Source organism: Ureibacillus terrenus (assembly GCF_006569205.1).
Classification (GTDB): domain Bacteria; phylum Bacillota; class Bacilli; order Bacillales_A; family Planococcaceae; genus Ureibacillus; species Ureibacillus terrenus.
Window position 1 is genome coordinate 85905 of sequence record NZ_VIGD01000004.1, and the last position, 21756, is coordinate 107660.

At 43.9% G+C, this 21756-nt stretch carries 19 protein-coding genes; 18 read left to right on the forward strand and 1 reads right to left on the reverse strand.

The window, feature by feature from the left end; translation table 11 throughout:
* From fmt to FKZ59_RS04365, 8 genes are read left to right on the forward strand one after another with little or no spacing between them, the layout of a single operon-like run.
* Positions 1-939, forward strand: coding sequence for a methionyl-tRNA formyltransferase (gene fmt / locus FKZ59_RS04330; RefSeq protein WP_141601516.1), 939 nt, complete (start codon positions 1-3; stop codon positions 937-939).
* The gene (rsmB, locus tag FKZ59_RS04335; RefSeq protein ID WP_141601517.1) at positions 936-2294 is read left to right on the forward strand and encodes a 16S rRNA (cytosine(967)-C(5))-methyltransferase RsmB; all 1359 of its coding nucleotides are present in this window, start codon (positions 936-938) and stop codon (positions 2292-2294) included. Before fmt ends, rsmB begins: the two co-directional genes overlap by 4 nt.
* Positions 2295-2316: 22 nt before the next feature.
* Complete coding sequence (rlmN, locus tag FKZ59_RS04340; protein WP_141601518.1) at positions 2317-3453, forward strand: 23S rRNA (adenine(2503)-C(2))-methyltransferase RlmN; 1137 nt, start codon at positions 2317-2319, stop codon at positions 3451-3453.
* A 5-nt stretch (positions 3454-3458) separates the two neighbouring features.
* A complete protein-coding gene (locus tag FKZ59_RS04345; RefSeq protein ID WP_141601519.1) occupies positions 3459-4205 on the forward strand; it encodes a Stp1/IreP family PP2C-type Ser/Thr phosphatase in 747 nt (248 codons plus the stop codon).
* A gap of 3 nt (positions 4206-4208) precedes the next feature.
* On the forward strand, positions 4209-6188 hold the full coding sequence (gene pknB / locus FKZ59_RS04350) for a Stk1 family PASTA domain-containing Ser/Thr kinase (protein ID WP_141601520.1): 1980 nt from the start codon (positions 4209-4211) through the stop codon (positions 6186-6188).
* An 11-nt stretch (positions 6189-6199) separates the two neighbouring features.
* A complete protein-coding gene (gene rsgA / locus FKZ59_RS04355) occupies positions 6200-7084 on the forward strand; it encodes a ribosome small subunit-dependent GTPase A (RefSeq protein WP_141601521.1) in 885 nt (294 codons plus the stop codon).
* 2 nt (positions 7085-7086) lie between these two features.
* A complete protein-coding gene (gene rpe / locus FKZ59_RS04360; RefSeq protein ID WP_141601522.1) occupies positions 7087-7749 on the forward strand; it encodes a ribulose-phosphate 3-epimerase in 663 nt (220 codons plus the stop codon).
* The gene (locus FKZ59_RS04365) at positions 7746-8408 is read left to right on the forward strand and encodes a thiamine diphosphokinase (RefSeq protein ID WP_141601523.1); all 663 of its coding nucleotides are present in this window, start codon (positions 7746-7748) and stop codon (positions 8406-8408) included. Before rpe ends, FKZ59_RS04365 begins: the two co-directional genes overlap by 4 nt.
* A 264-nt stretch (positions 8409-8672) precedes the next feature.
* Here FKZ59_RS04365 and rpmB read toward each other — a convergent pair whose 3' ends face one another.
* Complete coding sequence (gene rpmB, locus FKZ59_RS04370) at positions 8673-8861, reverse strand: 50S ribosomal protein L28 (protein ID WP_141601524.1); 189 nt, start codon at positions 8859-8861, stop codon at positions 8673-8675.
* Positions 8862-9168: 307 nt separating this feature from the next.
* On the opposite strand from rpmB, the gene FKZ59_RS04375 reads away from it, so the two are divergent.
* The 10 genes from FKZ59_RS04375 to smc all read left to right on the forward strand — a co-directional run bounded on the left by FKZ59_RS04375 (position 9169) and on the right by smc (position 21755).
* On the forward strand, positions 9169-9534 hold the full coding sequence (locus tag FKZ59_RS04375; RefSeq protein WP_141601525.1) for an Asp23/Gls24 family envelope stress response protein: 366 nt from the start codon (positions 9169-9171) through the stop codon (positions 9532-9534).
* 18 nt (positions 9535-9552) lie between these two features.
* A complete protein-coding gene (locus FKZ59_RS04380) occupies positions 9553-11208 on the forward strand; it encodes a DAK2 domain-containing protein (RefSeq protein WP_141601526.1) in 1656 nt (551 codons plus the stop codon).
* A 145-nt stretch (positions 11209-11353) separates the two neighbouring features.
* Complete coding sequence (recG, locus tag FKZ59_RS04385) at positions 11354-13402, forward strand: ATP-dependent DNA helicase RecG (RefSeq protein WP_408057439.1); 2049 nt, start codon at positions 11354-11356, stop codon at positions 13400-13402.
* Positions 13403-13554: 152 nt separating this feature from the next.
* Positions 13555-14133: a transcription factor FapR gene (fapR, locus tag FKZ59_RS04390; protein WP_141601527.1), complete on the forward strand. Its 579-nt coding sequence runs from the start codon at positions 13555-13557 to the stop codon at positions 14131-14133.
* On the forward strand, positions 14130-15128 hold the full coding sequence (gene plsX, locus FKZ59_RS04395) for a phosphate acyltransferase PlsX (RefSeq protein ID WP_141601528.1): 999 nt from the start codon (positions 14130-14132) through the stop codon (positions 15126-15128). The genes fapR and plsX overlap by 4 nt, the downstream gene beginning before the upstream one ends.
* A 12-nt stretch (positions 15129-15140) precedes the next feature.
* On the forward strand, positions 15141-16079 hold the full coding sequence (gene fabD / locus FKZ59_RS04400) for an ACP S-malonyltransferase (RefSeq protein WP_141601529.1): 939 nt from the start codon (positions 15141-15143) through the stop codon (positions 16077-16079).
* Between the two features lie 4 nt (positions 16080-16083).
* A complete protein-coding gene (fabG, locus tag FKZ59_RS04405; RefSeq protein WP_141601530.1) occupies positions 16084-16830 on the forward strand; it encodes a 3-oxoacyl-[acyl-carrier-protein] reductase in 747 nt (248 codons plus the stop codon).
* A gap of 113 nt (positions 16831-16943) precedes the next feature.
* Positions 16944-17180, forward strand: a complete 237-nt coding sequence (locus FKZ59_RS04410; protein ID WP_141601531.1) for an acyl carrier protein — start codon at positions 16944-16946, stop codon at positions 17178-17180.
* A 239-nt stretch (positions 17181-17419) separates the two neighbouring features.
* Positions 17420-18181 carry a ribonuclease III gene (gene rnc, locus FKZ59_RS04415; RefSeq protein ID WP_141601532.1) on the forward strand — a complete coding sequence of 254 codons (762 nt, stop codon included), beginning with the start codon at positions 17420-17422 and terminating at the stop codon, positions 18179-18181.
* Position 18182: 1 nt separating this feature from the next.
* On the forward strand, positions 18183-21755 hold the full coding sequence (gene smc / locus FKZ59_RS04420; protein WP_141601533.1) for a chromosome segregation protein SMC: 3573 nt from the start codon (positions 18183-18185) through the stop codon (positions 21753-21755).
* Position 21756: the final 1 nt, after the last annotated feature.

Below are 21756 nucleotides of genomic sequence, written 5' to 3' on the forward strand. Positions count from 1 at the left end.
ATGACCAAAATCGTATTTATGGGAACACCGGATTTTTCTGTACCGATTTTGCGCATGCTACATGAAGAAGGATATGACATTGCCGCAGTTGTAACCCAACCGGACCGTCCTGTTGGAAGAAAGCGCGTCCTTACTCCTCCTCCCGTAAAGGAAGAAGCGCTCCGACTGGGGTTGAAGGTGCTTCAGCCGGAGAAATTGAAAGGTTCGGAAGAATTAAAAGAAATTATCAATTTACAGCCGGATTTAATCGTAACTGCCGCATTCGGCCAGATTTTGCCGAAAGAATTGCTGGAAGCGCCCAGATTGGGCTGCATTAATGTACATGCATCGCTATTGCCAAAATACCGGGGAGGAGCCCCGATTCACCAGGCGATTATGGATGGGGAAGAGAAAACGGGCGTAACCATTATGTATATGGCGGAAAAATTGGATGCAGGGGATATCATCTCCCAAAGGGAAATCCCAATTGAAAAGACGGACCACACCGGCATTTTATTTGAAAAGCTCAGCCTGTTGGGAAGAGATTTATTGAAAGATACGCTTCCAAGCATCATTGCCGGCACAAATGACCGCATCCCCCAAGATGAAAGCAAAGCGACTTATGCTCACAATATCACAAGGGAACAGGAACGGATCGATTGGTCAAAAAGCGCCCGGGAAATCTACAATCAAGTGCGAGGCCTTCAACCATGGCCTGTTGCCTATACAACCTATAAAGGGGATATTGTAAAAATTTGGTGGGCCCAAGTTGGCGGTTCAAAAACGGAAGGCCGCCCCGGGGAAGTTGTCAAAATTGAAAAGGATTATTTTGAAGTAGCCGCCGGAGAAGGAACCCTTAAAATCCTGGAATTGCAGCCTGCAGGGAAAAAACGCATGTCAGCGGAAGACTATTTGCGCGGTGTAGGTTCAAAATTGCAGATTGGGGATTTCTTTGAATGAGAAACAGGAAGAAGAAAAATCCAGTTTGGAACGGCAATGTCAGGGATGCAGCGCTCAGCATCCTGTTGGCGGTGGATCAAAATCAGGCCTATTCCAACCTGTTGTTAAATCAAACCATCAATAAATATCAAATTGGAGCGAAAGACCGTGCTTTGCTGACGGAGTTGACCTATGGAACGCTGCAATATAAATATGCCCTGGATTATTATTTGGAGCCGTTCATCCGCGGAAAAGTCGATCCTTGGGTCCGATGGCTGCTTCGATTATCGGTTTATCAAATTGCCTATTTAACAAAAATTCCTGAACATGCCATTGTCAATGAAGCGGTGGAAATCGCCAAAAGACGCGGACATAAAGGCATTGCTTCGATGGTGAACGGCATTTTGAGATCCATCTTAAGGATGGGGATTCCTTCCCTTGAAAAGATCAAAGATCCGATTGACCGGATTGCCATTGAAACAAGCCATCCCCGTTGGATTGTGGAATTATGGGTTGAATCATATGGATTGGATACCGCAGCGGCTATGCTAAAAGCGAACAATCTTCCCCCGAAGCAAACCGTCCGCGTGAATACATTGAAAGCTACAGCTGAAGAAGTAATTGCGCTGTTGGCAAAAGAAGGGGTCCGGGCAGAGCGGAGCCAAGTGATTCCGGAATGTCTCGTTCTTTTAAACGGCCAAGCTGCGAGAACCGAGGCATTTCGAAATGGCCTCATTACCATTCAGGATGAAAGTTCGATGGTTCCTGCCATCGTACTGAATCCAAAACCGGGTGAGAGAGTGTTTGATATGTGCGCAGCTCCCGGAGGAAAAACGACCCAATTGGCGGAAATCATGAAAAATAATGGGTCGATTCTCGCGGCAGATCTTCATCCCCATAAATTGGCTTTAATTGAAGAAAGCTGTGCCCGGCTTGGCATCCATATTGTTGAAACGGTGCCATTGGACGGAAGAAAAGCAGGGGAACAGCTTCAGCCGGAATCATTCGATGCGATACTGGTAGATGCTCCATGCTCGGGGCTCGGGGTAATCCGTCGAAAACCGGATATTAAATATACAAAAAGGGAAGAAGATTTTGAACGTTTGCATGAATTGCAATTGGATTTGCTAAAGAATGCGTTCAAACTATTAAAGCCCGGAGGAAGATTGGTCTATAGTACATGTACCGTAAACAAAATAGAAAATGAGGGAACAGTTCAGGCATTTTTATCGTCCCACCCGGAGATGAAACTTGAACCGATTCGGCATCTGCCGGAAATGCTAAAGGAAAAACAGCAAGAAGGCATGCTGCAAATCTTTCCTCAGGATTTTGGCAGTGACGGTTTCTTCATTGCCGCATTTACAAAAGTTCAATAATAAAGGAGAATCCCAATCAAGAATGAACAGCGATATTTTGAATAAACGGATTAATGAATTGGTCGAGCATATCAATACACCCGAGAAGCGCAAGAAAAAAGAAAATTCAAACTTAAAAGAATCCATCTATACCTTTACCTTGGATGAATTGAAAGAGTGGTTGCAGGAACAGGGGGAGAAGCCTTTCCGGGCAGCGCAAATTTATGACTGGCTATACAATAAGAGGGTAAAAACCTTTGATGAAATGACCAATTTGCCGAAGCAATTGCGTGAGAAGTTAAAAGAACGCTTTGCGCTGTCAACGCTTTCCACCATCGTAAAACAGGAGTCAAAAGATGGCACAATAAAATTTTTATTTGAACTGCAGGACAACTACTCCATTGAAACGGTTTTAATGCGCCATGATTATGGAAATTCCGTCTGTGTCACATCGCAGGTGGGGTGCCGAATCGGCTGCACCTTCTGCGCATCCACGCTTGGCGGTCTGAAAAGACATCTGCTTGCCGGAGAAATTGTGGAGCAGGTGGTCAAAGTGCAACAGGCATTGGATGAAGCGGGTGAAAGGGTATCCCATGTAGTGGTGATGGGAATCGGCGAACCTTTCGATAACTTTGATGCGCTGATGAAATTTTTACGGGTGATTAATCATGAAAAGGGACTGAACATTGGCGCCCGTCATATTACCGTATCCACTTCAGGTATCATCCCTAAAATTTACCAGTTTGCCGATGAAAAACTCCAAATCAATTTTGCTTTATCACTGCACGCTCCAAATCAGGAACTGCGGGAGCGGTTGATGCCAATCGCCCGTGCTTACAAGCTGGATCAATTGATGGAAGCGATTCGCTACTATACGGAAAAAACGGGCCGCCGAGTCACTTTTGAATATGGATTGTTTGGAGGAGTGAACGATTCCATCGAGCATGCGGAAGAATTGGCAAATCTCATAAAAGGAATCAAATGCCATGTCAATCTGATACCGGTAAACTATGTGCCGGAACGGAATTATGTGCGTACACCGAGAAACCAAATTTTTGCTTTTGAAAGAGCGTTAAAAAAGAAGGGCATCAATGTAACTATCCGCAGGGAACATGGTTCCGACATTGATGCGGCGTGTGGACAATTACGGGCGAAAGAGAGAGTTCACGAGACGAGGTGACAAATGTGAAGTTTACTGTGGAAAGTGATGTCGGGAGAAAAAGAGTCATCAATGAAGATCGGGCAGCATTTTTGGAGCGCCCCGATTCATTGAAACTGGCGTTGCTCGCCGATGGCATGGGCGGTCATAACGCCGGTGATGTCGCCAGCGAAATGGCTATCCAGGAGATGACAAATTATTTTCTGCAAAAGGAATTTCAAAATCCCAGCATAGAAGAAAAGCGCCAATGGATGGAAGAGTCCATCGCCAACATCAATGAAAAAATCTATAACTATTCATTGGAAAATGAACATTGCAAAGGCATGGGAACGACTTTCATAGCGGTGCTGATCGACAAAAATCATTGCCTGATCGGCCATATTGGCGACAGCCGGGTATATCATTTTACCTCCAACAGTGTTGATTTGATAACAAGGGATCATTCGTACGTTAACATATTGGTCGATAGCGGAGAAATCAGCGAAGAAGAGGCGCAAAATCATCCGCAAAAGAATTTAATCGTCAAAGCATTGGGAACGGAGCCGACCATCGAGCCGGATTTCTATGAATTGACATTAAAAGAATATTCTTATCTTCTAATTTGCTCGGACGGCTTAAGCAATAAAATTTCAACGGATGAAATGGCCGCCATTATCACCTATCCGATGCCGATTGCCGAAAAGGGAAGAAAACTTGTACAGCTTGCGAATGATAGCGGAGGGGAAGACAATATATCCTTGATTTTGCTGATGATGACGGAAGAGGAGGTGTAACCTATGCTGGAAGGGAAACGCATTAACGACCGCTATAAAATCATCAAACATATTGGCGGCGGGGGCATGAGCAATGTCTATCTGGCACATGACCTGATCTTGAACAGGGATGTGGCAATTAAAGTTTTGCGATATGATTCATCGAATGAAGAAGAAAGCATGCGCCGGTTTCAAAGGGAAGCGTTGTCTGCAACAAGTTTGACCCATCCGAACATCGTCAGTATTTATGATGTCGGCGAAGACGGAGACATGCATTATATCGTAATGGAGTATGTAAAAGGAAAAACGCTGAAGCAGTACATAAAAGAAAATGCTCCCCTTTCCCCTGCTCGAAGCGTCCAAATCATGAAGCAATTGACGAGCGCCATCAGCCATGCCCATGAAAATCATATCATCCATCGGGATATCAAGCCGCAAAATATTTTAATGGATGAAGAGGGCAATGTGAAAATAACGGATTTCGGAATTGCCACTTCCCTGGCTGCTACCAGTTATACAAAGACGAATTCCGTCATCGGCACAGTCCATTATTTATCTCCGGAACAGGCACGCGGAGGAGTGGCGACGAAAAAATCCGATATTTATGCATTAGGAATCGTATTGTATGAACTCCTTACAGGTGAAGTGCCTTTTTCCGGCGAATCTCCCGTTTCCATCGCCTTGAAACATTTGCAGGCAGAAATTCCGTCTGTCCGTGATTTCGATGCATCCATCCCGCAAAGTTTGGAAAATGTCATTTTAAAAGCGACAGCGAAAAATCCGGATCACCGGTATGCTTCGGTAGATGAAATGGCGGAGGATCTAGAAACCGTTTTGTCACCTTCAAGGCAAAATGAACCGAAATTCCGCCCTCCTATAGACAACGAAGAAACAAAAGCTTTTCCAATCATAAAGGGGCCAATGCCGATTGATGAAATGGCAAACACAAAAGAAATAAAACCGTCCATTTCAAAAAATCGCGATTCAGATAGTAAAATAATAAAAAACGGCAGCGAAGAGAAAAAAACAAATAAACAAAAGAAAAAAAGAAAAAAATTATGGTCAATTATAGGAGCTGCAGCACTACTTTTCATCATCGGTTTCATCGTGCTCATCAATCTGATTTTGCCGGATAAAGCGGAAATTCCGGATGTATCGAATATGGAAGTCGAAGAAGCGACTGAAACCCTTGAAAAGGCCGGATTTGTTGTCGGTGAGATACGGGAAAAGAATTCCGATGAAATTGAAGAAGGATTGGTCATTGAAACGGATCCGAAAGCCGGTTTGACAAGGGTGAAAGGGACGAAAATCGATTTAATCGTATCCATCGGTTCCGAAAAGCTGGAAATGAAAGATTATATAGGAAAACAATTAACTCAGGCGCTTTCCATCCTTGAGGACCAATTTAAAGACGTCAAAGTGATAGAAGAATATTCCAGTCAGCCGGAAGGAACCATCATCGGCCAGGATCCTGAACCGGGCGAAGAGGTGGTGCCGGAAGAGACGGTTGTCACTTTGACGGTAAGCAAAGGCAAACAAATTGGCACGGTGGCCGATTTAACCGGCTTTAATCAATCAGCGATGCGGGAATATGAAAAGAATACCGGTTTTAAAATTAAAATCGTTGAAGAGGTGTACTCGGATGATATTCCGGCAGGAAGCGTCGTTTCTCAAGATCCGAAACCAAATACGAAATTGGAAATTGGCGGAACAATTAATGTAACCATTTCAAAGGGGCCTAAACAAAAACTGGAAAAATTATATGTAACTAATGTTACCATCCCTTATGATCATGCGCTGATGGGAAAAGAGCAAAAGGTACGAATCTTCATTCAGGACAAAAACAATACAATGGCGAAGCCTTATGATGAATTTACAATCACGGAAGATAAGACTTACCAAATTCAATTGGTGATCCAGGAAGGTTCAACTGCGGCATACCGAATTGAAAAAGATTCCATTGTCATTGAAGAAAAAACAATACCGTACGACAGAGTAGAATAGGGAGGAATGGGATGCCAAATGGTCAAATTCGGAAAGCATTAAGCGGATACTACTATGTATACGACGAGGGAAAAGTCTATAGATGCCGCGGACGAGGGGTTTTCCGGAAACGGGGGGAACAACCTCTCGTCGGCGATTTTGTAGAATATGCAATTGAAAAAGAAGGATCCGATGGGGTCATCAAAAAAATTTTTCCCAGAAAAAACGCGCTGGTCCGTCCGCCAATTGCAAATGTTGACCAAGCATTGCTCGTTTTCTCAGTCAAAGAGCCGGATTTTAATCTTATATTATTGGACCGGTTTTTAGTAGTATTGGAATCTCACCGGATCAATCCGATTATTTGTTTATCCAAAATGGATTTGCTTTCGGAAGATGAAACAGCGGAAATCAAAGAATATATGAAAATATATCGGGAAATAGGATATGAAGTGATCGGTACTTACAAAAACGATCCGGAACTATATGGAAAACTGGAACCTTTGCTGAAAGGAAAAACGACGGTTTTAGCTGGACAATCCGGTGTCGGAAAGTCCACTTTATTAAACACTTTAATTCCTGAGCTTAATTTAAAAACGGGGGAAATTTCCTACAGCCTCGGGAGGGGCAAACATACAACGCGCCATGTGGAATTGATCGAAGTGGCCGGAGGACTTGTCGCGGATACGCCGGGATTCAGTTCCCTCGATTTTGATCATATCGAAAAAGAAGAGCTGACCGCATGTTTTCCTGAATTTGAAAGAAGAAAAGATGAATGCAAATTCCGCGGATGCCTTCATTTGAAAGAACCGAAATGCGCAGTAAAATTGGCGGTGGAATATGGAGACATCCAAAAGTTCCGTTATGAACATTACCTTGAATTTTTACAAGAAATCATTGATCGAAAGCCGAGGTATTAATCATGATTAAAATTGCTCCATCAATACTATCAGCAAATTTTTCAAAGTTGGTAGAAGAAGTAAAAGAAGTGGAAGAAGCGGGGGCAGATCTCATTCATATTGATGTGATGGACGGGCATTTCGTTCCGAACATCACAATGGGGCCGATTGTTGTCGAAGCCCTGCGACCGGTGACTGCATTGCCGCTGGATGTGCATTTAATGATCGAGAATCCCGATCAATACATCGAAGTTTTTGCAAAAGCGGGTGCGGATTGGATATCCGTACATGTGGAAGCTTGTCCACATTTGCATCGCACCATTCAATTGATCCGCTCCTTTGGAGTAAAGCCTGGGGTGGTATTAAATCCCCATACTCCAATCGAAATGATCCAACACGTGCTGGGAGATGTGGATTTTGTATTGTTAATGACCGTAAATCCCGGTTTTGGCGGACAAAAGTTCATTGACAGCGTCGTTCCAAAAATAGAAGCCCTCTCCAACCTCATTAAAGAAAAGGGATATGATGTAGAAATTGAAGTGGACGGGGGAATTACGGAAGAAACGGTTGTTCCGTGCGCAAAGGCGGGAGCGACGATTTTTGTTGCAGGTTCCGCCATTTACAATAAAAAAGACCGGAAAGCTGCATTACAAGCAATTAAAATGAGTGGTGAGAGTGCGGTTTGACAAAAAATAAAATTTTGATTTGCGCCGGCGGTCCCAAATATGAATTGTGTTCCTTTGAAGGATTTAAAAAAGAAAAAGGAATGTATTTTATCGGAGCGGACCGGGGCGCCCTTTATCTCCTTGAAGAAGGCATCGTTCCCCATGAGATCATCGGAGATTTTGATTCGCTGTCTGAAGAAGAGTGGGAATTGATTCGCAGGAAAGTAAAAAAAATTGAAAAGCACCGGGCGGAAAAAGATGAAACCGATACCGATCTGGCACTGCTGAAAGCCATAACTTATAATCCGAAAGAAATATTGGTTACCGGGGTAACGGGGGGACGCCTCGACCATTTTGAAGCGGCCGTACGTTCCCTCTATCATATGAAATCACATTATCCCCACATTGAACATAAAATTATTAATAGACATAACGAAATTAGCATGTTGCTTCCCGGCAAGCATAAGATTGTAAAGAATGACCAATATCGATATTTATCATTCTTTTCCTTTGAACAAGCGGTGGAAAACGTAACATTGCGCGGAGTGAAATATGAGACGACCGCAGAAAGAATCGAAGTGGGGTCAAGCAGGTTTACCAGCAACGAGCTGGTAGGCGAGGAAGGTTATATCTCTTTTTCATCAGGCATATGTTTAATGATAAGAAGCAGTGACTTATAAGGAGGGTTCACAGGTGCGAGTTTATACTTTCCAATTGCCAAAGTTTTTAAGCAATCTCACCCGCTCTTGCATTAATTTATTTTCAGGCAGCAATAGAAAGAAAAAGAAAAAAGAGTAATTTTCTTTTTGTCTTTATTTTGGCATCATCGATTTTATACTTTGCAGACGGCCACCCAATCAGCAGGGTGGTATTTTTTTGAATAAAAAAGTGTAAATAAAGCGGGAAAAGCCGGCTTTACTTACACTTTTCAACCAACCATTCAATTATACACGCTCTACTTTACCTGATTTTAAAGCACGAGCTGATACCCAGACACGTTTCGGTTTGCCGTCAACCAAAATGCGTACTTTTTGAAGATTTGGTTTCCAAGTACGTTTGTTGGCGTTCATTGCGTGAGAACGTTTATTGCCTGTACGAGTTTTACGGCCAGTAACGTAACATCTTTTTGGCATCGAAAGAACCTCCTTATAAAATCAATCTGAAATATTCCTCAGTTCGAGTATTCACATACCATAATAATTTAACATAGACAATAAATCTATGCAACTCTTTTCGGAAAAGGATTCAAGAAAAAATCCTTTACAGAGATAAATTAAGGGAAGAAAAAGGAAATTCCATAAAAAAACATAATTTCTCCCAAAACATTGACAAAAGTGTTGGAAAGTTGTAATCAGCTGGACGGGTTTCAACGTTTTCTTTTATAATCAAATTTTGTGTAGTACAATTAATTTAGTTAAAATGAGCCAAGGGGGCAGTACCATGTCAATCGAAATCAGAAACGATTATGGCCAAATCGACATTTCCAATGACGTGATCGCCCAAATTGCAGGTGGAGCGGCGACAGAATGCTACGGCGTTGTTGGGATGGCGAGCAAACATCAAATTCGCGACGGTTTGACGGAAATACTGAGAAAAGAAAATTATGCAAAAGGTGTAATCGTTCGTCAAGAAGGAGAAGATCTTCACATCGATATGTATATTATTGTCAGCTATGGCACGAAAATCTCTGAAGTAGCTTATCAAGTTCAATCAAAAGTAAAATACACGATCAATAAAACATTAGGATTGAACGTAAAGTCAGTCAATATTTTTGTTCAAGGCGTCCGCGTAATGAACGGTGAATAGAGGAGGAACTTAAACGAAATGAAGTTGTTAGACGGAGCAAAATTTGCAGAGATGGTCCAAATGGGATCGTACCATCTGACTCAAAATGCAGATTTTGTAGATTCTTTAAACGTATTTCCAGTGCCGGACGGAGATACCGGGACGAACATGAACCTGTCCATGATATCCGGTGCGAAAGAAACACAGGCAAACGCCCAGCAGCATATCGGGAAAACTGCCCAAAGTTTAGCAAAAGGGTTATTGATGGGAGCACGCGGCAACTCCGGAGTCATTTTATCCCAACTGTTCCGTGGGTTTGGGAAATATTTGGAAAAAGAAAGCGAAATCGATGCGAAACAATTTGCCCAAGCCTTTCAAGCGGGAGTTGACACTGCATATAAAGCGGTGATGAAACCGGTGGAAGGCACGATTTTAACGGTTGCCCGGGAAGCGGCAGCAAAAGGGGTCGAAGTGGCAACGCATGAAGACGATATCGTGAAAGTGATGGAAGCGATTGTAGAAGAAGCAAGAAAATCCTTGGAGCGCACTCCAGAATTGCTCCCTGTACTGAAGGAAGTCGGGGTGGTAGACAGCGGAGGCCAAGGATTAGTCATTATTTATGAAGGATTTTTGGCGGCATTAAAAGGAGAATCACTGCCGGAAAAATCGAAGAAAGTCGATAATTTGGAAGAGCTGGTAAAAGCGGAACATCATCGGGCCCAGGAGTTTATGAGCACGGAGGATATCAAATACGGCTATTGCACAGAAATCATGGTCCGCTTTGAATCGGGAAAAGAGCCTTTTTATGAAGCGAGATTCCGGGAAGAATTGAGCAAGCTCGGGGATTCATTGCTCGTTGTTTCAGATGACGAAATTGTAAAAGTACATATTCATACTGAAACACCTGGAGTCGTTTTAAACGAAGGCCAAAAATACGGCAGCTTAATTAAAATCAAAGTGGATAATATGCGCGAACAACATTCCGCCATTGTCAATGCCCCTGAAAAAACAAAAGCGGAAAACAAAGCGGGCGAGAAGCATCCTTATGCGGTTGTGGCCGTAGCGATGGGCGAGGGGATCAGCAACATGCTGAAAAGCATCGGAGCGTCTTATGTCATCGAAGGCGGCCAAACGATGAACCCTTCTACGGAAGATATTGTAAAAGCGGTAAAAGAAATCGGAGCGGAAAAAGTAATCATATTGCCGAACAATAAAAATATTATCATGGCAGCAGAACAGGCGGCAGAGCTGTTGGATATTGAAGCTGCGGTTGTACCTTCAAAAACAATACCGCAAGGAATGGCAGCGATTCTTGCATTCAATCCAGAGGCTTCCGTGGAAGAGAATAAAGAAGCTATGACAGAAGCGATGGCCGGAGTGAAAACTGGCCAAATTACATTTGCTGTCAGAGATACGACCATTGACGGCATCGAAATACACAAAGATGATTATATGGCAATTGCCGACGGAAAAATTATTGCATCGATGAAAGATAAATCGGAGGCTGCCCGGAACTTATTATCCGAACTGATGGATGATGAAACTGAAATTGTGACAATGATTTATGGCGAAGGGGTAACGGAAGAAGAGGTCGATGCCATTAGCGGATGGATCGAGGAACAATATCCGGATGTCGAATTGGACATCGTCGATGGAAAACAGACCCTTTATCCGTTCATCTTCTCCGTAGAATAAAAAGCGTCTCTAGCAGGGACGTTTTTTTATTTTATGTAAATGTTTTTAGGTTCGTACTGTTTTGATAGGAAATGTCGGCATATGGTACACTGGATTAAAATTAATAGCGAAGCTGCTGCAATAAAACTTTGGAGCGTGAAGTTGCTTGGAAACAATCGCATTAGAACCCGTTACGCATCTTAAAGGAGTGGGGAAAGAAACCGCCGCAATATTGAACGAATTGGGCATTTACAATATTCAGGACTTATTGATGTATTTTCCTTACCGATATGAAGATTTTCGTTTAAAAGATTTAGTGGAAACTCCCCATAATGAACAAATAACGATAGAAGCAAGGGTGGAGAGCCATCCGGCCGTCTTTTTCATGGGACGCAATAAATCAAGGCTTCAAGTGAGCGCGCGGTCCGGCCGGCATATTGTAAAAGTCGTTTTCTTCAATCAACATTATTTAAAAAACCGGTTGCTTCCCGGAACCTTTATTACCGTTACCGGGAAATGGGATCGGGGCAGGCAAACCGTCACAGCATCCAATGTAAAGTTCGGACCGAAAGAACAGAACCAGGATTTTGAACCGGTTTACCGGTTAAAAGGCAATCTTCATCAAAACCGGTTCCGCAAGTTTATGCGGCAGGCCCTCGATCAATCGAAAGGGCAACTGGTCGACAACTTGCCGAAAGATTTAAGGGAACGGTATCGCTTATTGCCAATTGATGATGCCCTTGAAGGCATCCATTTTCCAAAAGATGCAAATCATATGAAGCAGGCGCGCAGACGCTTTGTCTATGAGGAGCTTCTTATGTTTCAATTGCGCATCCAAGCGCTGCGCAAAGCAAGGAGAGAGCATGAAAAAGGAATCGCCATTCAATATGACTTGAAAAAATTAAGGGAATTTATCAGCCGGATTCCATTCGAATTGACGAATGCCCAAAAAAGGGTCGTGAATGAAATATGCAGGGATTTGAAATCTCCTTTCCGCATGAACCGGCTTTTGCAGGGGGATGTCGGTTCGGGGAAAACCATCGTTGCGGCCATTGCCCTCTATGCCTGTGTGACGGCCGGTTACCAGGGAGCTTTAATGGCCCCGACGGAAATTTTGGCAGAACAGCATTTTGCTTCCCTCGAAGACTTCTTTGAGCCGATGGGAGTGAATATTGCCCTTTTGACCGGATCAACGAAGACGAAGGAAAGAAGACAAATTTTAGAACAGTTGGAAAAAGGGGAAATACAAGTCATCATCGGAACCCATGCCTTGATTCAGCCGGATGTCATGTTCCATCGTTTAGGATTTGTCATTACGGATGAACAGCACCGTTTTGGGGTGGAACAAAGAAGAATTTTGCGCGAAAAAGGCATGCATCCGGATGTGCTCTTTATGACGGCAACTCCCATTCCCCGGACGCTGGCGATTACCGCCTTTGGCGAAATGGATGTCTCCATCATTGATGAAATGCCTTCTGGGCGCAAACAAGTCGAAACCCACTGGTTGAAAAAAGAACAGTTGCACGCATGCTTGGCAAAGATGGAGATGGAGTTGAAAAAAGGGCGCCAGGCTTATGTAATTTGTCCATTGATCGAAGAATCCGAGAAGATCGATGTGCAGAATGCGGTCGAGGTCTATGAACAGCTGAAATCCATTTTTCATGGGCGCTACGAAGTAGGACTCATGCATGGCCGGCTTCATCCGGACGAAAAAGATCGGGTGATGAGGGCCTTTAAGGATGGAAAAATACATGTTCTTGTATCTACGACCGTAGTGGAAGTGGGAGTCAATGTGCCAAACGCCAGTTTTATGATGATTTACGATGCTGACCGTTTTGGCCTTGCGCAGCTGCATCAGCTCAGGGGCCGGGTAGGACGGGGCAATTATCAGTCCTATTGTGTGCTTTTGGCGAATCCGAAGTCCGATGAAGGGATTGAACGGATGAAAAGCATGACCGAAATCACGGACGGCTTCCGCCTGGCAGAGAGGGATCTGGAATTGCGGGGACCGGGAGATTTCTTCGGCAAAAGACAAAGCGGTTTGCCTGATTTTAAACTGGCTGACCTGGTGCATGATTACCGCGTTCTGGAAGCGGCCCGGAATGATGCAGCGAAACTTGTGAATACCGAACAATTTTGGAAAGATGATGAGTATAAAGGTTTGCGGAAAATGCTGGAAAAATCAGGTGTGTTAAGCGGAGAAAGAATGGATTAATCAAATGCTCTTAAATGCAGGCAAGGAATCTGCAAAGAGTTTCGCAAAATTCAGTTCAGGAACGCAGCAATTCCATGTTGCGTTCTTTTTTCTGGAAATGTATACTGGTGTTAGTACCAAGTGCTAAAATGATGGGAAGTAGGTGGCGAATGTTGAGAAAATCGAAAAAAGAGCGGCAACAGTTATTGTTGGAAACGATTGAGGAAAATCCATTCGTCACGGATGAACAACTTGCTGCAAAATTTGGTGTAAGCGTACAAACAATTCGCCTCGATCGGATGGAACTTTCAATACCGGAACTAAGAGAACGGATTAAAGATGTTGCTGAAAGAAATCTGGAAAATGAAGTCAAATCATTGCCGCTTGATGAAGTAATCGGCGAAATTATCGATATCGAATTGGATAAAAGGGCGATATCGATTTTTGATGTAAAAAAAGAACATGTCTTTCAAAGAAACGGCATTTGCAGAGGACACCATTTGTTTGCCCAGGCCAACTCCCTTTGCGTTGCAGTCATTGATGATGAACTGGCTTTAACGGTAAGGGCGAATGTTGTCTTCATACAACCTGTCCGTGCAGGAGACCGCGTGATAACGAAAGCCATTGTTCGGGAAACGAATAAGGAAAAGAACCGGACATATATCGATGTGATTTCTACAGTAAATAATGAACCTGTGTTTAAAGGTGAGTTCGAAATGTATCGCACGAAAGGTGAAGGTGAACAGCAATGAAAATCGCAATTGACGGCATGGGCGGGGATCATGCCCCTAAAGCCATTGTGGAAGGCGTCAATGAAGCATTAAAAGATTTTCAGGACATCGAAATACAACTTTATGGAAAGAAACAGGAGCTGGAAAAATATATTGTACAAAACGAACGGCTGGAAGTCATCCATTGCGAAGATGTTATAACCGGAGAGGATGAGCCGGTCCGTTCCGTCCGCAGGAAAAAAGATTCATCCATGACGCGCATGCTGGAAGCCGTTCATGAAGGAAGGGCGGATGCATGCGTTTCCGCCGGCAATACGGGGGCATACATGTCCGGAGGGTTATTTAAAGTCGGCCGGATTGAAGGGGTATTAAGACCGGCCCTTGCGACAACCTTGCCGACAATTGACGGCAAAGGATTTCTCATGTTGGATTTGGGGGCCAATGCGGAAGCCAAACCCGAAAATCTTGTGCAGTATGCCATCATGGGAAATATTTATGCCCAAAAAGTGAGGGGCATTGAAAAACCCCGGGTCGGTTTGTTGAATATTGGTACGGAAGAACATAAAGGAAATGAATTGACAAAAGCGGTATACGAAAAATTGCAACAGGCGGATCTGCATTTTATCGGAAACGTGGAAGCACGGGATTTGCTCGAAGGGGTAGCCGATGTCGTTGTGACCGACGGGTTTACGGGCAATATGGTGCTGAAATCCATTGAAGGCACTGCCGGGGCATTGATGAAAATGCTGAAAGAGGTTTTCATGTCCTCTGCGAAGGGGAAACTTGCGGCCCTCTTCGTGAAAAGCGAATTGTCACAACTGAAAAATAAACTGGATTACTCCGAACACGGCGGGGCGCTTCTTTTAGGGCTGCAGGCCCCTGTCATCAAGGCCCACGGGTCATCCGATTCGAGAGCGATTTACAATACAATTCGCCAGGCGGCTGCGATGGTTGAAAAGGATATTGTCAACATCATGAAGAATGCAATACAAGAAAGCCAAAAAGAACAAGAGTAAAGGAGTCGACCAATGACAAAAATAGCATTCATTTTTCCTGGACAAGGCTCCCAAAAGGTTGGAATGGGGGCTGAACTTGTAGCAAATAACGAAGCTTGCAAGGCATTTTATGATCGTGCCGATCAGGCGCTGAATTTTAAGCTTTCAAAATATATGCTTGAAGGTCCCCAAGAGGAATTGACTTTGACTTATCATGCCCAACCTGCGCTTTTAACGACAGGTGTCATGATTGCATCTAAGTTGATGGAAGCGGGTATTAACCCTGACTATACTGCAGGCCACTCTTTAGGTGAATATGGTTCATTTGTCATCGCGGAATCTTTGTCCTTTGAAGATGCTGTGAAAATCGTTCATAAACGCGGGCTTTATATGAATGAAGCGGTTCCGGCAGGGCAAGGAGCGATGGCAGCCATTTTAGGAATGGAGGAAGAGCCTTTAAAAGAGGTCTGCGCTGAAATCACGGAAGGCGGCGATTTGGTTCAGCTGGCAAACTTGAATTGTCCGGGCCAAATTGTTATTTCCGGTACAAAAGCGGGAGTGGAAAAAGCATCCCAATTGGCGAAGCAAAGAGGGGCGAAAAGAGCGATTTCTCTGGAAGTGAGCGGACCTTTCCATTGCGAATTGATGAAACCTGCTGCACTGCAATTGGAAAAAGAAATCGAACAGTTGGACATTTCGGAACCAAAAATTCCGGTCATCAGCAATGTCCATGCGGAATTGTTGAAAGATGCGGAATCCATCAAAAAGGAAATGGTGGAACAAGTCTTCAGCCCTGTGCAATGGGAAAGAGATGTCCGCAAGATGTTGGAGCTGGGCGTAACGACATTCATTGAATGCGGGCCTGGCAAGGTGTTGACGGGGCTTGTCCGCAAAATCGACCGCTCTGCAAAAACATATTGTGTTTATGATGAAGCGACTTTTGAAGAAGTTGTGAAGGAATTAAAGGGGTGAAAATATGGGGAAATTGGAAGGTAAAACGGCTGTTGTGACAGGAGCTTCCAGAGGAATCGGAAGAGCGATTGCTTTGGAGTTGGCGAAGGAAGGGGCCAATGTAGTCGTAAACTACAGCGGCAGCAAAGAAAAAGCGGAACAAGTCGTAAATGAAATATTGGAAATGGGCAGAAAAGCCATAGCCGTTCAGGCGAATGTGGCGGACAACGATTCCGTGCAAAACTTAATGAAAAAAGCGTTGGAAGAGTTTGGTTCCATCGATATTCTTGTCAATAATGCCGGCATCACCCGGGACAATTTATTGATGCGCATGAAGGAAGAAGAATGGGATGAGGTCATCCAAACAAACTTGAAAGGCGTATTCCTCTGCACAAAAGCCGTGACCCGGCAAATGATGAAACAACGTTCCGGCCGCATCATCAACATCGCATCGGTCGTGGGCGTAACCGGCAATGCGGGACAAGCCAATTATACAGCGGCAAAAGCCGGCGTGATCGGTTTGACGAAAACGGCGGCAAGAGAATTGGCGTCAAGAAATATTTTAGTCAATGCCGTAGCGCCTGGATTCATTACGACAGAAATGACGGATGCCCTCCCGGAAGATGTGAAAACTTCGATGCTTTCACAAATTCCGTTGGGGAAATTCGGAAAACCGGAACAGGTGGCGAAAGCGGTCGTATTTTTGGCTTCCGATGATGCAGAATATATCACCGGACAAGTGCTTCATGTGGACGGCGGCATCGCCATGTAATATTTATAAAAGTAATTGTCTTGCTTCAAATCGAATATTTTCAATATCGTATTTCGAAAGACCCTTTGAACAGCTTGTACTTTCAGGTATACTATTGAAGGGAGGTGACCGAAGTGAGCACAGTTTTAGAGCGTGTAACAAAAGTAATCGTTGACCGCCTTGGCGTTGACGAAAGCGAAGTAACTGAAAATGCATCTTTCCGTGAAGATTTAGGCGCTGATTCATTGGATGTAGTTGAATTGGTAATGGAATTAGAAGATGAATTCGATATGGAAATTTCTGATGAAGATGCAGAAAAAATCGTCACTGTAGGCGATGCGGTTAAGTATATCGAAAGTAAATTAAACTAATGATAAAGAGGCACATCCCGCACTTTGTTGCAGATGGGTGCCTCTTTTCATTGCCTATATGGATAAAATGTACGGGAATTTCGGTTATAATAAAATTACTGCATTTCATATGCGCAAATAATCATTGCTATTATGTTATTTATTCGATGTGAAGATATGAGGATAAAGATTTTGTCCTCATATCTTCTGCTTCGAATAAAAAATTTTACGACATCAATGAATAGGAAGGCAGATTATTCATGACAAACAAAAGAAAAGAAGGCCAAGTAAAAAATGGGTCATACCCTGAGCAAGTAAAACAGCAATTTGAAGAGTTGCAGGAGCAATTAAATATCACGTTCAAAAACAAGAATTTGCTATATCAGGCTTTTACCCATTCATCGTATGTGAATGAGCATCGCAAAAAACATTTTGCCGATAACGAACGGTTGGAATTTTTGGGAGACGCAGTCCTTGAACTGTCGATTTCGAAATTTTTATTTGACCGTTATCCGCATATGAGTGAAGGGGAATTGACAAAACTTCGGGCAGCCATTGTTTGCGAACCTTCCCTTGTGATTTTCGCGAACGAGTTGAATTTCGGAAAGTACGTCCTTCTGGGAAAAGGGGAGGAATTGACAGGCGGAAGAGAAAGGCCTGCACTGCTTGCCGATGTATTTGAATCCTTCATTGGCGCCCTATATCTGGATCAAGGATTAGGCTCGGTTTTTCAATTTTTGGAAAGGGTAGTATTTCCGAAAGTGGAAGTCGGTGCTTTTTCGCATGTGATGGATTTTAAAAGCCAGCTGCAAGAATTGGTGCAACAATCCAACACGGGCGTTTTGCATTATGAAATCATCGATGAAAGAGGCCCCGCTCATAACCGTACATTTGTCTCCCGTGTATTGTTAAACGATCAGGAGCTCGGCATCGGTCGCGGCAAATCGAAAAAAGAGGCCGAACAACAGGCGGCGCAAAATGCGATGATTGCGTTAAACCAGTCCTTGCACAAGGAGGAATAACATGTTCCTTAAACGGTTGGAAGTTGTTGGATTTAAATCTTTCGCAGACCGGATCGGCATCGATTTTGTGCCGGGCGTGACCGCAGTTGTGGGCCCGAACGGAAGCGGAAAAAGCAATGTGACCGATGCGATCCGCTGGGTGCTGGGGGAACAGTCGGCGAAAAGTTTGCGCGGCTCAAAAATGGAGGACGTGATTTTTGCCGGGAGCGCTTCTAGGAAACCATTGAACTTTGCGGAAGTCACATTGATTTTAAACAATGAGGATCAGGAAGTCGGAATCCCATACTCTGAAATCAGCGTAACAAGACGGGTTTACCGTTCCGGGGAAAGCGAATACTTGCTGAATAATCAGCAATGCCGTCTGAAAGATATTACGGATTTGTTTATGGATTCCGGCCTGGGAAAAGAAGCTTTTTCCATTATCTCTCAAGGACGGGTGGATGAAATTTTAAACAGCAAACCGGACGACCGCCGGACAATCTTTGAAGAAGCTGCCGGCATCTTAAAATATAAACTCCGCAAAAAAAAGGCGGAGCAAAAACTTCTCGAAACCGATGATAATTTAAAGCGTGTCCTGGATATATTGCATGAATTGGATTCCCGCTTGGAACCATTAAAAATCCAAAGTTCTGCGGCAAAAGATTATCTTCGGATGACGGAAGAGCTGAGGGAATTGGATATTTCCCTCATTGTCCATGATTTAAAACGGCATCATGAAGAGCTTATTGCCGTCAAAGAAGAGCATGACCAACTTGAACGACAGGAGCAGGAAAAAGCTTCGGAAATTGCAAGGCTGCAAACCAAAGCGGAGGCTTTGCGAACGAAAATCCGGCACATCGATTCGGCCATCGACGAAATTCAGGAGCGTTTAGTGGAAGCGAGTGCGGAAGTGGAGCGTTGGGAAGGGCGGAAAGCGCTCGTGAAAGAAAAGCGCTCCAATGCGGAAAAGCAATTGCAGCAATTGCAGCTTTCTTTGAAAGAAACAAAAGAAGAAGAAGCGGAACTGGCGAACAATGAAGAACAAAACAAGAAATTGTTCGCGGTGAAAAAGAATGAAATCCAGCAATTGAAAGCTGAAATCAAACAGCTGGATATGTCCCTCAATACATCCGTTTCCCAACTCGAAGAGCAAATAGAGGAGCAGAAAAATCTTTATATCGATTTGCTGAACGAGGAAGCCACGGCAAAGAATGAACTGAAACATATCGAGCAGCAATTAGCGCAATATGAAGAGACGGAAGAGCGGATCAATGACCGTTCTGAAGAGATGCTAAGAAAATTAAACCAAGTTACCGGCGAAAAAAATGAGCTTGCCCGCAAACTTGAAGAAACGAAAAAGAAATTAAGCGAAGTGCTTGAACAATATGAACAGCTCCAGCGCCAGCTGAAGTCCGCATCCGCTTCCCACGACGAAAAGCGGCAAATGCTTTATAAGGCCTATCAACACCAACAGCAATTGAAATCCAGAAAAGAAGCGCTCGAGGAGTTGGAAGCGGACTATTCCGGCTTTAATCATGGCGTAAAAGAAATTTTAATGGCCAGAGAGCGGGGAGAATTGAAAGGGATTGAGGGAGCTGTCGCAGAACTATTGAAAGTGGAAGGGAAATATTCCCGGGCGATCGAAACGGCATTGGGGGCTGCAACCCAACATATCGTGACCGAAACGGAACAAGATGCACAAAAAGCGATTGGCTGGCTAAAAGCGAAAAAAGCCGGCCGCGCCACATTTTTACCGAAAAATGTAATGAAATCTAGGAAACTATCTTTTTCGCAAATTGGACAAGCGGCCGGTCATCCGTCCTTCATACGGCTGGCGCATGAACTGGTGGAATTTGATGAACAAAACCGCAACATTGTGGAATATTTGCTTGGAAATGTCCTGGTAGCGGAAAATCTTGAAGGAGCCAGCCAAATTGCGAGATTAGTCGGCTATAAATACCGGGTTGTGACATTGGACGGAGATATCGTCAATGCCGGCGGTTCATTAACGGGCGGTTCAGTAAAACAACAAAATTCTTTATTTAGCAGAAAAGCGGATCTGGAGCAACTAAAGGTTCAATTGGCCCAAATGGAACAATCCATCGCCCAGGCGGAAAAAACCCTTGCAAAAGAAAAAGAAAGATTGACCGGATTGCAGGAACAGGCGGATTTGCTAAAATCCCGAAGCGAACAACTCCGCCAGGAAGAATTGGCGTTTCATTCCAAATATGTCGAGCTGGAAATGGAAGAGAAAAATTTAAAGAATACGGTTCATCTTGCTTCTTCCGAAAAAAACGACGCTTCTTCGAGAAAGGAAGCCTTATTGAAACAGAAGGAGCAAATCGAAGGGCGGCTGGCACAACTGCGGCATGAACTGCATCGTGTGAACGAAAAAGTGGATCAGCTGTCAAAAGCGAAAGTAAAAAGTGAAACGGAAAAAGATTTGCTTCGTGAACAGCTGGCGAAAAAACGCGCAGATCTCGCGGTATTGCAGGAACAGTTGAATCAGCTGCAAATTCAGACAGCCGATATCGAATTGAAACGTTCAAAACTCCTTCAACAAATTGAAACTATTTCCCGAGAAATTGAATGGATCCAAAACGAACGGGAAAACGAATTGACGGAAGAGGAAATTGAACGAGCGATTGCAGAATGGACAGAAAAACGCAATCAATGCTCGGCGGCCATTCAGGAAAACCGGCAAATGCGCCTTGAATATCAGCAGGCGCTTTCCCAATTGGACGAACAATTAAATGAGATGCAACGAATCCATAAAGGATTTTTGGAGCAATTGCGTTCGATGGATGTAAAGAAAAGCCGGATCGAATTTGAAATCAACCGGTTAAACAACTTGCTCGAAGAACAATATGGACTTGATTTTGGGGAAGCAGTCAATGAAGCGGCCGAGATTGAAGATGTCGATCACATCCGCAAAAAAGTGAAGTTATTAAAACAATCTATTGAAGAATTGGGACCTGTCAATTTCACGGCCATCGAAGAATATGAACGGGTATCGGAACGCCATACCTTTTTGACGGAGCAACGGAATGATCTGATTGAAGCCCAGCAAACCCTCAATGAAACCATCAAAGAAATGGATGAGGAAATGGCTTCCCGGTTTAAAGAATCCTTTGAAAAAATTCAACAACAATTCCGGATTGTATTCCGTGAACTGTTCGGGGGAGGCCATGCCGATCTGATTTTGTTGGAGCCTGATAATTTACTGGAAACGGGAATTGAAATTGTAGCCCAGCCTCCGGGAAAAAAATTGCAAAATTTAAGCCTGCTTTCCGGTGGAGAACGGGCTTTGACGGCCATTGCATTATTATTTGCCATCCTAAATTCCCGTCCGGTGCCTTTTGTCATTTTGGACGAGGTGGAGGCCGCACTGGATGAAGCAAACGTTGAACGGTATAGCCGATATTTGAGAAAATTGAGCCGTGATACCCAGTTCATCGTGATCACCCACCGGAAGGGAACGATGGAAGGTGCCGATGTATTATACGGGATTACGATGCAGGAATCGGGGGTATCGAAGCTTGTTTCGGTGAAATTGGAAGATGAACCAGTACTTGTAGGACAAAGGAGCGAATAAT